This is a genomic window from Streptomyces sp. NPDC086080 (assembly GCF_044540255.1).
Lineage (GTDB): Bacteria > Actinomycetota > Actinomycetes > Streptomycetales > Streptomycetaceae > Streptomyces.
The window spans coordinates 86541-98245 of sequence record NZ_JBITRU010000024.1 but is presented as its reverse complement, the minus strand read 5'-3'; the positions used below and the strand labels follow the sequence as shown (position 1 = coordinate 98245).

Genomic DNA, 11705 nt, shown 5'->3' with positions numbered 1-11705 from the left:
GGGCCGGAGTGGAGTGCCGACGCGGCGGGCGGTTGAGGCACGCATGCGCGGCACGGGGCGGTGCGAGGTGTCACAGGGCAGGGCGGGGCGGACCGGCGCGGGGCGACTGACCAGAGGCCCGGCTCTCCCCCGGGATGCAAGGGAGGGCCGGCGCTCCGACCCGGCGGGAGGGGTCTTCGCGCGCGAGTGCGGAAGGTACCGGCTCCTTTCCTGGCGTCGGCCGACGAGCGACGTGCCTCGGGACGTTCCCGTGCGCGACGGACCACTCCCGCGTGCCGACCACCCGGCAGGGGCGCGGGCAGCCCTCCCGGCCCCGGTCCGATGCCCGAGAGGGTGTCCCGTTGCGCGGTGGGGAGCTCCGGTGGAAGGCTGGAGTCAGGCACCGGCTCGGGGAACGCCCGGATCCCGCGGACCGGGAGCGGGCGGCGCCAGTGCCCCGTTCGGACCACCCGGCGCGGGCCGCGGCGGGAACGGGTCCGTCCCCATGCCCTGGAGGTAGCCGTGAACAGCGCCGACGGTTGGGGAGACGATGTCTACCAGCCCGACGCGTCCGAGGTTCAGGACGACGCCGGACTGCTCGACGCCGAGGACACGCTGGAGAACGACGGCGTCGCCGACCCTCTCGACCGGGGGTGGTCGCCTCCCGAGCGGCCGCTGGCCGTGGAGCACTACGGCGTGACAGCGGCCGAGCGCCATGAGGGGGAGACGCTCGACCAGCGGCTTGCCGAGGAGCTGCCGGATCCGACCGTCGGGGACGGCGACGGACTCGGGGATTCACCTGGAACCGACGGGGAACTTCTGGACAACGAGGTCGGCGCCACGCGCTCCGGCCGGCTCGTGGCCCCTGACGAGGGGGCCCACGAGGACGACGAGGAGGCCCTGGTGGCCCTGGACGTCGGCATCGACGGCGCCGCCGCCTCCGCCGAGGAGGCCGCCGTGCACGTCGTCGACGAGGACACTCTGCCCGGCTGACCCCGTCCCTCCCCCGCCACCGTGCGGGCCCGAGCCGCCCGAGGAGCATTCATGCAGCAGGACAAGCAGCCCGACTACCGTCCGGTCGTCTTCCGTGACCGTTCCGCCGGTTACGCCTTCCTCACGCGGTCCACCGCGACCAGCGACCGGACGATCGAGTGGGACGACGGCGAGACCTACCCGGTGGTGGACGTGGAGATCTCCTCGGAGAGCCACCCGTTCTACACGGGCAAGGCGCGGACCGTGGACGCGGAAGGCCGTGTGGCCCGCTTCGAGCGCCAATACGGCGGTGAGGGCACCGGCTGAGTCCAGGTGGGGGACGCCCCTCAGATCACGTTCAGCGCCGCCACGCAGCCCACTCCGCCCAGCAGCATGAACGCGGGCATCAGCACCTTCAGTTCCACCCAGCTGCCCGCGCGGAAGCGCATGGCCTTGGGCGGGCCTATCGGATACCAGCGCTTGCGGCCCACCGGTATGGGCCACAGGATCGGGCAGCCGGAGACGGTCAGCGCGTCCCCGATGTCGTGCACCAGCGCGCCCAGCACGATCGGCAGTCCCAGCCACAGGTACTCCTGGCCGGGCGCGGTGAACAGCCAGTCCGAGCCGTTGCCGGGCTGGTCCAGGATGTCCGCGATGATCCAGGCGCTGGCCGCCGCCAGCAGCCATACCAGGACGTCGCTGCTGGACCCGCGGGTCGCCCGCCACAGCAGGCCCTCGATGGCGAGCACCATGTGCACGAAGAGGATGGCCAGCACCGCCCAGCGGCCACCGGCGATCGCCAGGGCCGCGGTGCCGCCGCCGATGAGAACGGCCCACAGCCAGGTGTGGGTGAGGGTGCGGTGCCCGCCGGTGCGGCGTGGGTCGCCCGGTTTCCTGGTGGCCTTGTAGACGGCGTACGACAGCTTGTCGACGATCTCGCACATCCAGCGGGACAGGGGACCGAAGGCTCGCGAGATGGTGGCGGCCTTGTGGTCCAGATCCGGGGCGAGCGCGGCGCCGGCGCAGATCAGAGCGCCGGCCAGCAGCACCGGCCAGGGCATCGGGTGCCCGGCCGCGGCCGTCGCCGCACCGACCCCGAGCCAGGCCGCGGCGCCCGACAGTGAGTGTGCTGGTCCCATCATCGTCGTTCCCCGCCCCATTCCTCGTTCGCCACTGCCCCGTTGACCGGTCGCGTGGACGTCCCTCCGGCGACACAGCGTAGCGTTCGCGATCTTCGGGCCCGAAGCCGATTCCCGCATCGAGTGGACGGGCAGGCAAGATGGGGGCGTGACCCTCATCGATCAGCTGCCGCCGACCGCCGACCCCGACGCCCTGTACGAAGCCTTCGAGTCGTGGGCCCGGGAACGCGGTCTCACGCTCTATCCCCACCAGGAGGAGGCGCTGATCGAGGTGGTCTCCGGCGCGAACGTGATCGTGTCGACGCCCACCGGTTCCGGCAAGAGCATGATCGCGGCCGGGGCCCACTTCGCCGCCCTGGCCCGCGACGAGGTGACCTTCTACACCGCACCCATCAAGGCGCTGGTGTCGGAGAAGTTCTTCGAACTGTGCAAGATCTTCGGCACGGAGAACGTCGGCATGCTCACCGGCGACGCGTCCGTCAACGCCGACGCCCCGGTCATCTGCTGCACCGCCGAGGTGCTGGCGTCGATCGCGCTGCGCGACGGCAAGCAGGCCGACGTGGGCCAGGTGGTGATGGACGAGTTCCACTTCTACGCGGAGCCGGACCGCGGCTGGGCCTGGCAGATCCCCCTGCTGGAGCTGCCCCAGGCGCAGTTCGTGCTGATGTCGGCGACTCTCGGCGACGTCTCCTTCTTCGAGCAGGACCTCGCCCGCCGCACGGGCCGCCCCACCACCGTCGTCCGTTCGGCGACCCGGCCCGTTCCGCTGTCCTACGAGTACCGGTACACACCGCTCACCGAGACGCTCACCGATCTGCTCACGGTCCGGCAGGCTCCGGTCTACATCGTGCACTTCACCCAGGCGCAGGCGGTGGAGCGGGCGCAGGCACTGATGAGCATCAACATGTGCACGCGCGAGGAGAAGGAGCGGATCGCCGAACTCATCGGCAACTTCCGCTTCACCACCAAGTTCGGCCGTAACCTGTCCCGTTACGTCCGGCACGGCATCGGTGTGCACCACGCCGGCATGCTGCCGAAGTACCGGCGGCTGGTGGAGAAGCTCGCCCAGGCAGGTCTGCTGAAGGTCATCTGTGGCACGGACACACTCGGTGTGGGGGTCAACGTCCCCATCCGCACAGTGCTGTTCACGGCGCTGACCAAGTACGACGGCAATCGGGTACGCACTCTGCGAGCCCGTGAGTTCCATCAGATCGCGGGCCGTGCCGGACGCGCGGGCTTCGACACCGAGGGCTTCGTGGTGGCGCAGGCCCCCGAGCATGTGATCGAGAACGAGAAGGCGCTGGCGAAGGCCGGCGACGATCCGAAGAAGCGCCGCAAGGTGGTGCGCAAGAAGGCACCCGAGGGGTTCGTCGCCTGGAGCGAGCAGACCTTCGACAAGCTCATCGGCTCGGAGCCGGAGCCGCTGAACTCCCGCTTCCGGGTCACCCACACGATGCTGCTGTCGGTGATCGCCCGGCCCGGCAACGCCTTCGAGGCGATGCGCCGGCTGCTGGAGGACAACCACGAGCCGCGCAAGCAGCAGCTGCGGCACATCCGGCGGGCGATCGCCATCTACCGCTCGCTGCTGGACGGCGGCATCGTCGAGAAGCTGGACCGTCCGGACGCCGAGGGCCGCATCGTCCGGCTCACCGTGGACCTGCAGCAGGACTTCGCGCTGAACCAGCCGCTGTCCACGTTCGCGCTGGCCGCGTTCGAGCTGCTGGATCCCGAGTCGCCGTCGTACGCACTGGACATGGTCTCCGTGGTGGAGTCCACGCTGGACGATCCGCGCCAGATCCTCGCCGCCCAGCAGAACAAGGCGCGCGGTGAGGCCGTCGCCGCGATGAAGGCCGACGGGGTGGAGTACGAGGAGCGCATGGAGCGCCTCCAGGACGTCACCTACCCGAAGCCGCTGGAGGAGCTGCTCTTCCACGCGTACAACACGTACCGCAAGAGCCACCCCTGGGTCGGTGACCATCCGCTGTCGCCGAAGTCCGTGATCCGGGACATGTACGAGCGGGCGATGTCCTTCACGGAGCTGGTGTCCCACTACGAACTGGCCCGCACCGAGGGCATCGTGCTGCGCTACCTCGCGGGTGCGTACAAGGCGCTGGAGCACACCGTTCCCGACGACCTGAAGTCGGAGGACCTGGAGGATCTGATCGCCTGGCTGGGCGAGATGGTGCGCCAGGTCGACTCGAGCCTGCTGGACGAGTGGGAGCAGCTGGCCAATCCGCAGGAGATGACCGCCGAGGAGGCGCAGGAGAAGGCCGACCAGGTCAAGCCCGTCACCGCCAACGCGCGCGCCTTCCGGGTCCTGGTCCGCAACGCCCTGTTCCGCCGGGTCGAACTCGCCGCCCTCGACCAGGTGCGGGAGCTGGGCGAACTGGACGCGGAGGGGGGCTGGGACGCCGGTGCCTGGGGCGAGGCGATGGACAAGTACTGGGACGAGTACGAAGAGCTGGGCACCGGCCCCGACGCTCGCGGCCCGAGGCTGCTGCTGATCGAGGAGGAGCCGGAGAACCGGCTGTGGCGGGTCCGGCAGATCTTCGACGACCCGAACGGGGACCATGACTGGGGCATCAGTGCCGAGGTCGACCTCACCGCCTCCGACGCGGAGGGCCGCGCCGTCGTCCGTGTCACCGACGTCGGCCAGTTGTGAGCACAGGAGCATCCCACCCATGAACAATCCGGCCGAGAGCCTCGTCGCCCTGCTCGACCTGGAGCAGATCGAGGTCGACATCTTCCGTGGCCGCAGCCCGCAGGAGTCGTTGCAGCGGGTGTTCGGCGGGCAGGTGGCCGGGCAGGCGCTGGTCGCCGCCGGCCGCACCACCGACGGCGACCGTCCGGTGCATTCCCTGCACGCGTACTTCCTGCGTCCGGGCCGGCCAGGGGTGCCGATCGTGTACCAGGTCGAACGGGTGCGGGACGGCCGCTCGTTCACCACGCGCCGGGTCACCGCGGTGCAGCAGGGTCGCACGATCTTCAATCTGACCGCCTCCTTTCACCGGCCTGAAGAGGGGAGCTTCGAGCACCAGCTGCCGCCGGCCCGCAAGGTCCCGGACCCGGAGTCGCTGCCGACGGTGTCGGACGAGATCCGTGAGCATCTGGGCGCGCTTCCGGAGCAGCTGGAGCGGATGGCGCGCCGGCAGCCCTTCGACATCCGGTATGTCGACCGGCTGCGCTGGGATCCCGCCGAGGTCGAGGGCGCGGAGCCGCGCAGCGCGGTGTGGATGCGCGCGGTCGGCCCGCTCGGCGACGACCCCCTGGTGCACACCTGCGCCCTGACCTACGCGAGTGACATGACCCTTCTGGACGCGGTACGGATCCCGGTGGAACCGCTGTGGGGGCCGAGGGGCTTCGACATGGCCTCGCTGGACCACGCCATGTGGTTCCACCGCCCGTTCCGGGCGGACGAGTGGTTCCTGTACGACCAGGAGTCGCCGATCGCCACGGGCGGACGGGGTCTGGCCCGTGGACGGATCTACGACGTCGAGGGCCGGATGCTGGTGTCCGTCGTGCAGGAGGGCTTGTTCCGGCCGCTGTAGCTCACCGCTTTCCGCGGCGCCGGCGGGCGAGCAGGCCCCGGCGCGTCCTGCGGGCCGGTGCGACGGCGGGGCCGGTGGCTCGGGTGAGGGTCCGGTGTCCGGGCATGCTGGGCTCCCCCGTGGAGTGTCCGCGGCCGGCGCCGGGTGCGCCCGCCCGGAAGAACCGTAGCCGCTTCGTCACTTTCCGTGGCGATCCTGTGGACAACTCCGCACGGGGACGCGAAGCCCCAGGTCAGATGCCGGATTCGGGTTCCGGTCCGCGGGTGTCCACGTCCAGGTGCTCGCCGACCCGGTTGACCAGCAGGGTCATCTCGTAGGCGATGTGGCCGATGTCGGCCTCGGCGCCGCTGAGCACGCACAGACAGCTGCCGGTGCCGGCGGCGGTGACGAAGAGCACCGCGTCGTCGAACTCGATCATCGTCTGGCGCACCCCGCCCGCGCCGAAGTGCCGTCCCGAGCCCTTGGCGAGGCTGTGCAGTCCGGACGACACGGCGGCGAGGTGCTCCGCGTCCTCACGGCGCAACCCCGTGCTCGCGCCCGTCACCAGCCCGTCGTTGGACAGGACCAGTGCGTGCCGCACGTGGTTGACGCGTTGGGTCAGGTCGTCCAGCAGCCAGTCGAGTCCCTGGTTCTGCCCCATGTCGTGTGTCTCCCCCTGATGTTGCCCGTGGTCTGCCCCGTGTGGCGTCCCCTCCGGTCGGGAGGGTCCCCGCGCCAGCCTTCCCCACGACCGGGCGCCGGGCAAGGAGGATGGAAGCCATGGGACACAAGATGACCGAGGAAGAGTGGCGGCGGTTCGTCTCGTACGGAACCCGCACCGCCAAGCTGTCCACCGTCCGTGCCGACGGCAGCCCGCACGTGGCGCCGATCTGGTTCCTGCTCGACGGGGACGACATCGTGTTCAACACCGGGGAGCGGACCGTCAAGGGACGCAACCTGGCACGTGACGGGCGGGTCGCCCTCTGCGTGGACGACGACCGGCCCCCGTTCGGCTTCGTGGTGCTGTGGGGAAGGGCACGGCTGTCGGAGGACCCCGGGCAACTCCGGTACTGGGCCACCCGGATCGGCGGGCGATACATGGGAGAGGATCGTGCCGAGGAGTTCGGGGAGCGCAACGCCGTGCCCGGCGAACTCGTCGTCCACGTCACCGTCGAGAAGGTCGTGGCGGAGACGGGCGTCGCGGACTGACCCACGGCGGCGGCGCCGCGGACCGACCCACGGGGGCGACGCGGGCTCCCGCTGTCGTCGCAAAGGGTGGAGCAGCCGGGCGGTGTGCGTCCGCCCGGCGTACTCGACGAGCCGGATCCGCCCGTCCCGGTGGGGGATCATGCGGAGCATGAGCGACGACCACACACACGTCCAGGAATTCTTCACCGCGCGTGCCGCCGACTGGGACCGTCGTTTCCCCGACGACGGCCCTGCGTACGCGGCCGCGGTCGCCCGGCTCGGGTTGCGGCAGGGCGACCGGGTACTCGACGCGGGCTGCGGCACCGGGCGGGCGCTGCCTCCGCTGCGGGCGGCCGTGGGACCCACGGGAGTGGTTCTCGGCGCCGATCTGACCCCGGCCATGCTGCGGGCGGCGGCACGGGCCGGGCGGGACCGCGACGGGACGCTGCTGCTGACCGACGTCGCCGCGCTGCCGCTGCGTTCCTCCTCCCTGGACGCCGTCTTCGCGGCGGGGCTGATCGCGCATCTGCCCGACCCTGCGGGGAACCTCCGGGAGATCGCGCGGGTGGTGCGGTCCGGCGGCGTGCTGGCGCTGTTCCATCCGGTCGGCCGGGCGGCGCTCGCCGCCCGTCAGGGCCGCACGATCACACCGGACGACCTCCGCGCGGAACCGAATCTGCGTGCCCTGCTGACGCGTTCGGGCTGGCGCATGACGTCGTACACCGACGAGGACAGCTGCTTCCTGGCGCTGGCCGCGCGCACGGACTGAACACCCGCCGTCCGGCGGTCAGTCCGGATGCCGTACGGGACAGCCCCGCAGGCCGGGTACGGGGCTGGTGCCCAGGTCCGCCGTCCGGTAGCCGTCCGGGTAGCTCTTGATCTCCCGGTTCTGCCGGGCGAAGTGCGGTGCGCGGCGAGGCGGCAGCAGCCGGACCGCGCGGCCCCGCAGCCGCACCGCACGGCGCACCCATGCGCGTGTGGCCGCGCTCGGCGGGGTGTAGCGGAAGGCGCGCAGAAGGGGTTCGTCGAGCAGGGCGAGCGTGGCCGTGCGCAGTACGGGGGCGAGCGGGCGCGGGTACCAGGAGGCCATGAGGTCAAGGGTGGCGTCCGAGACCCGCCGGGCGCCCTCGTCCCAGCCGAAGTGGGCCGCCTCGTAGGCGTCCAGGCAGCGCTCGAACTCCTCGTAGGTCCGGGGGATGTCCTTGATCCCCATGTGCCTGCCCAGGGTCCGGTAGTGAACCGTACTGGCGACGATCTCGTGCCGCGACAGCCTGCGCCATCCGTAGGCGTCGATCCACCGCCTGGGCATCACCACGAACGTGCACAGCACGTACCGCATGTCGTCGTCGGGGATGTCGTAGGCGTGGTGCATCCGGTTGATGCGGCGGATCGCGGTCCTGCCCTGCTCGCTGCCGAATCCGTGCTCCACGACGGCGTCCAGGAGGAGCGCGGTGTCGTCGTAGCGCTTCTGGGAGCGGTCGGTGAGTTCCCCCGTCACGGCGAGCAGCCGGCCGATCCGGGGGACGGCGTAGGTGCGGTAGAGGGCGAGTTCCAGAGCCCGGGTGTGGTCCCAGGGGAACTCGTAGGCCGTGCTGAGCCGGTAGATCTCCGTGGCCTCCCGGTAGGGGTCCATCCGCCGGATGCGTTCCAGCCGTTCGAAGCGCCGCACCGTGCCACCCTTCTCCCGCCGCGAGCGACCACTCTACGGTGGGTGATGAGGCATGCGCGGTCGGCGAGGGAACTTCCGGGGAAGTGGGCCGCATGTGGGGAGGACCCGGAGGATCGCGAGCGGAGTGAAGGCCCCGGCGGCCCTCGCGCGGGCGCCGCTGAGGTCTCCGGCCGTCGGAGCCTCCCGCCCACGCGTGGTCGATTCGCCCCGTCCGACCGGAAAGCTGCAGCTCCGGGCGCGGCTGCGGGGTCGTGACAAGGGGCTCGGGGTCGGCATATGGTGCGCGCCGATGGACGAACCGATGGGGAGGCTGGGATGGCCGGGACGGACGAGGAAGCCGTCGCCGCCGCGGACGACGCGCTCTACGTACTGACGGCGGCGCTGCTCACGCCGGCGAAGTACCCGAGCGTGCTGGGCGACGACTATCCGGAGGCGTGCGCGGCGCTCGGCCTGCCGCCCGTCGCGGACGGGTACGGTCTGGTGCTCGGCCAGGACGGCGAGGGCGCCCGGTGGACCGTCGTCGTCGACGACGTCTCGCTGGTCGCCGTCGCGATCGCCTCCTGGGACTGTGGCATGGACCACGATCTGTCGCCCGACGAGCGCACGGTCGTCACCGCGCTGCCCGGCTGGCCCCTCGCGGTCGCCGTCGCGGCGCCGAACGTGCCCGCGCCGCACGATCCCGGCCCCGACATCACCGACGCCCCCCTGCTGACGCCGCCGGACACCGGTGCCTGGGGTCCGGCCCAGCGACGTCTGGGAGCCGACGAGATCGCGCTCCAGTGGGCGACCTGGCGGGAACAGGTCGACGACTCGGCGTTCGCCGCGACGGGCAGCTCGGCGGAGGCGGCCGAACGCCCCGAGGGCCCCGCGGAGGACGGCCGGAAGGACGACGCGGAGGACGACGCGGAGGACGAACGGAACGGGACGGGCGACGGCCGGGACACGCCGTCGGGCGGCCACAGCGGAATCCGGCGGGTCCTGGCCGAGGCCCGCGCCTATGTCGACTCGCCGCCACCGCTCGGCCGAGTCCGCTCGGCCTTCGCTCCGGGCGGGGCGCGCACGCTGCGCGCCGACGGCCCCGGCTGGTCACTGGTGGCCAGGACGGACGACATCGCCTTCGTGCTGCTCGACGACGAACCCGGCGAGGTCCTGCCGGTGGGCCGGGGAGCGGAGCTGCCGGGCCTCCTCGAAGCGCTCGACCAGATGGCCGTACGACCCCTCTGAGCAGGCGCGGCCTGCGGCAGCGGGACGGGTGCCGGACGTTAGCGTGGGCTGCGTTCCCCGGCGCGGGCGCCGTTCCGCGGGGCGCCGACCCAGCGACGACGGCGAGGTCGGACGCCCACCGCGGGGCAGTTCCGCGATCGACCGCTTGCCCCTTTGCCCGCCTGTCCCTTCGGAGGCCGTCATGCGCCCCTCCCGTGGCTTTCCGCTGCTCACCGCCCTCCTCGCCGCGGCCGCCCTCACCGCTCCGGCTCCGGCCGGTGCGACCGGTGCGACCGGTGCGGCCGGTGCGGCCGGGGACGGTCACTGCGCGCGTCAGGAGCGGGTGCGCGTGCCCGGCGCCGCGCATCAGCGCACTGCCTGCCTGGCCGATCTGACCACCACGGGTCTGGCCGGTACCCCGTACACCGACATGGCGGACCAGGCAGGGCTGACCGCCGCGGCCACCCGGTCGCCGTCCGGCGTGCCCGGGGTGCAGATCGACGGCTACTTCCCGGACTCCTCCCGCTTCAACGACACCCATGGCTGGGCGCACGACGCACAGTTCGTGATCCGGCTGCCCGACCGCTGGAACGGTGGGCTGGTGGTCACCGGCGCGCCCGGCAACCGCAGGCAGTACGCGACCGACGGGGCGATCTCCGACCGGGTGCTGGCACAGGGCTACGCCTACGCGGCGACCGACAAGGGAAACAGCGGCGTCGACTTCTATCGCGACGGCGTGCGGCCCGGTGACGCGGTCGCCGAGTGGAACGCGCGGACCACACAGCTGACCCGGGCGGCGCGACGTGCCGTGGCGCAGCGCTACGGGCACGCCCCGCGCCGTACCTACATGACCGGGGTGTCCAACGGCGGTTACCTCACGCGCTGGCAGCTGGAGAACCACCCGGAGCTGTACGACGGCGGAGTGGACTGGGAGGGCGGCTTGTGGGCCGGCGGAGGCCGGCAGCCGCTGACCTCCCTGCCGGTGGCGGTGGCCAGGACGTTCGGCAGGGCGACCGACGACGACATGTACGCGGCGGGCTTCGCGCGCGGGTCCGAGTTCCTGTGGCCGTACCACGAGAAGGCGTACTGGGGCATCACGCAGAAGATCTACCGGGCCGAGTTCGACCCGGCCTACGACCCGGACTGCCCCGGTTCCTCCGCGGGGTCGACACCTGAGCAGATCCTCGCACCCTGTCCCTCCGACGCCGTCTACGACTACGCCTCGCGCCCCGCCTCCGTGCACCGGGCCGTGAACCGGGTGGCGCTCACCGGGCGGATCGGCCGGCCCCTGATCACCCTCCACGGTGATCTGGACGCGCTGCTGCCCAAGGCCGTCGACTCCGATGTGTACGACGACATGATCGAGTCGAGCGGACGGGGGCGGCTGCACCGCTACTACACGGTGCGGGACGGCACCCACGTCGACGGCCTGTACGACGTCCATCCGGACCGGTTGCGGCCGATCCTGCCCTGTTACCGCTCCGCGTTCGACGCTCTGGTCGCCTGGGTGGAGCGCGGGGTCACGCCGCCCGCGGACCGGACGATCGAAAGGCCCGCGGACGGCGATGTGGTCGACTTCTGCGCGCTGGACGCCGGCGAGGCAGTGACGCGGTAGCGCCTCAGCGGCCCAACTCCTTGCGCGAAACGCGGCGCAGCCTGCGCCGCTGGGCGGGATCGAGGGTGAGATAGGCGGCGGCCGGGACTCCCAGGATGATCAGAAGCGCGGCCCACCAGGGCAGCCAGATGAGCAGGATCAGTCCGGCCGCCACACCCCCTGCGGCAATCTTGGCGTTCTTCGACATGAGTGTCGCCTCCTTCGCGGCCACTGCCGCTCTCTGTCGTGAAAACGGGCCCGCCCTTCCGGCGGTTCCGGACCGCGCCCCTGAGACTTCCCTGAGATCGGACCTCAGGGTCTCCCCGGACCCGTCGGAAGCCGCTGACGACAGGTCCCGCGAAGGCGCACGACGCGTCTTTCATGGTGACTCGGCTCACAGCGCACGCATACCCGGTCGCCGCTGCTCCTGTTGT

Annotated in this window: 12 protein-coding genes; 8 read left to right on the top strand and 4 right to left on the bottom strand. The window is 71.7% G+C overall.

Annotated elements, in window-relative coordinates; all coding sequences use genetic code 11:
* The first annotated feature begins 501 nt into the window (after positions 1–501).
* A complete protein-coding gene (locus ACIF9R_RS25840; protein ID WP_399984529.1) occupies positions 502–972 on the top strand; it encodes a DUF5709 domain-containing protein in 471 nt (156 codons plus the stop codon).
* A 51-nt stretch (positions 973–1023) separates the two neighbouring features.
* The gene (locus tag ACIF9R_RS25835) at positions 1024–1278 is read left to right on the top strand and encodes a type B 50S ribosomal protein L31 (RefSeq protein ID WP_399984526.1); all 255 of its coding nucleotides are present in this window, start codon (positions 1024–1026) and stop codon (positions 1276–1278) included.
* Positions 1279–1298: 20 nt separating this feature from the next.
* On the opposite strand, the gene ACIF9R_RS25830 is transcribed toward ACIF9R_RS25835, so the two are convergent.
* A complete protein-coding gene (locus tag ACIF9R_RS25830; protein ID WP_399984523.1) occupies positions 1299–2093 on the bottom strand; it encodes a metal-dependent hydrolase in 795 nt (264 codons plus the stop codon).
* A gap of 145 nt (positions 2094–2238) precedes the next feature.
* On the opposite strand from ACIF9R_RS25830, the gene ACIF9R_RS25825 reads away from it, so the two are divergent.
* Both ACIF9R_RS25825 and ACIF9R_RS25820 read left to right on the top strand, forming a co-directional pair.
* Positions 2239–4752, top strand: a complete 2514-nt coding sequence (locus ACIF9R_RS25825; protein ID WP_399984520.1) for a DEAD/DEAH box helicase — start codon at positions 2239–2241, stop codon at positions 4750–4752.
* Between the two features lie 19 nt (positions 4753–4771).
* Positions 4772–5638 carry an acyl-CoA thioesterase gene (locus tag ACIF9R_RS25820; protein WP_399984517.1) on the top strand — a complete coding sequence of 289 codons (867 nt, stop codon included), beginning with the start codon at positions 4772–4774 and terminating at the stop codon, positions 5636–5638.
* Positions 5639–5870: 232 nt separating this feature from the next.
* Here ACIF9R_RS25820 and ACIF9R_RS25815 read toward each other — a convergent pair whose 3' ends face one another.
* Positions 5871–6278, bottom strand: a complete 408-nt coding sequence (locus tag ACIF9R_RS25815; protein WP_399984514.1) for a roadblock/LC7 domain-containing protein — start codon at positions 6276–6278, stop codon at positions 5871–5873.
* A 119-nt stretch (positions 6279–6397) separates the two neighbouring features.
* Between ACIF9R_RS25815 and ACIF9R_RS25810 the strand changes: the two genes are divergently transcribed.
* Both ACIF9R_RS25810 and ACIF9R_RS25805 read left to right on the top strand, forming a co-directional pair.
* On the top strand, positions 6398–6826 hold the full coding sequence (locus tag ACIF9R_RS25810; RefSeq protein ID WP_399984512.1) for a PPOX class F420-dependent oxidoreductase: 429 nt from the start codon (positions 6398–6400) through the stop codon (positions 6824–6826).
* Positions 6827–6974: 148 nt separating this feature from the next.
* Positions 6975–7574 carry a class I SAM-dependent methyltransferase gene (locus ACIF9R_RS25805; RefSeq protein WP_399984509.1) on the top strand — a complete coding sequence of 200 codons (600 nt, stop codon included), beginning with the start codon at positions 6975–6977 and terminating at the stop codon, positions 7572–7574.
* Between the two features lie 18 nt (positions 7575–7592).
* Here the strand turns inward: ACIF9R_RS25805 and ACIF9R_RS25800 are convergent, their stop codons facing one another.
* Complete coding sequence (locus ACIF9R_RS25800) at positions 7593–8474, bottom strand: oxygenase MpaB family protein (protein WP_399984506.1); 882 nt, start codon at positions 8472–8474, stop codon at positions 7593–7595.
* 315 nt (positions 8475–8789) lie between these two features.
* Between ACIF9R_RS25800 and ACIF9R_RS25795 the strand changes: the two genes are divergently transcribed.
* Both ACIF9R_RS25795 and ACIF9R_RS25790 read left to right on the top strand, forming a co-directional pair.
* Positions 8790–9698, top strand: coding sequence for a hypothetical protein (locus ACIF9R_RS25795; RefSeq protein ID WP_399984503.1), 909 nt, complete (start codon positions 8790–8792; stop codon positions 9696–9698).
* 181 nt (positions 9699–9879) lie between these two features.
* Positions 9880–11292, top strand: a complete 1413-nt coding sequence (locus tag ACIF9R_RS25790; protein WP_399984500.1) for a tannase/feruloyl esterase family alpha/beta hydrolase — start codon at positions 9880–9882, stop codon at positions 11290–11292.
* A gap of 4 nt (positions 11293–11296) precedes the next feature.
* Here ACIF9R_RS25790 and ACIF9R_RS25785 read toward each other — a convergent pair whose 3' ends face one another.
* A complete protein-coding gene (locus tag ACIF9R_RS25785; RefSeq protein ID WP_391791992.1) occupies positions 11297–11479 on the bottom strand; it encodes a hypothetical protein in 183 nt (60 codons plus the stop codon).
* Positions 11480–11705: the final 226 nt, after the last annotated feature.

Excerpts from the sequence above, each read along its gene's own strand:
- ACIF9R_RS25795 (WP_399984503.1), top strand. The coding sequence starts at position 8,790 with ATGGCCGGGACGGACGAGGAAGCCGTCGCCGCCGCGGACGACGCGCTC.
- ACIF9R_RS25810 (WP_399984512.1), top strand. The coding sequence starts at position 6,398 with ATGGGACACAAGATGACCGAGGAAGAGTGGCGGCGGTTCGTCTCGTAC.
- ACIF9R_RS25790 (WP_399984500.1), top strand. The coding sequence starts at position 9,880 with ATGCGCCCCTCCCGTGGCTTTCCGCTGCTCACCGCCCTCCTCGCCGCG.
- ACIF9R_RS25830 (WP_399984523.1), bottom strand. The coding sequence starts at position 2,093 with ATGATGGGACCAGCACACTCACTGTCGGGCGCCGCGGCCTGGCTCGGG.
- ACIF9R_RS25835 (WP_399984526.1), top strand. The coding sequence starts at position 1,024 with ATGCAGCAGGACAAGCAGCCCGACTACCGTCCGGTCGTCTTCCGTGAC.
- ACIF9R_RS25805 (WP_399984509.1), top strand. The coding sequence starts at position 6,975 with ATGAGCGACGACCACACACACGTCCAGGAATTCTTCACCGCGCGTGCC.
- ACIF9R_RS25820 (WP_399984517.1), top strand. The coding sequence starts at position 4,772 with ATGAACAATCCGGCCGAGAGCCTCGTCGCCCTGCTCGACCTGGAGCAG.
- ACIF9R_RS25785 (WP_391791992.1), bottom strand. The coding sequence starts at position 11,479 with ATGTCGAAGAACGCCAAGATTGCCGCAGGGGGTGTGGCGGCCGGACTG.
- ACIF9R_RS25815 (WP_399984514.1), bottom strand. The coding sequence starts at position 6,278 with ATGGGGCAGAACCAGGGACTCGACTGGCTGCTGGACGACCTGACCCAA.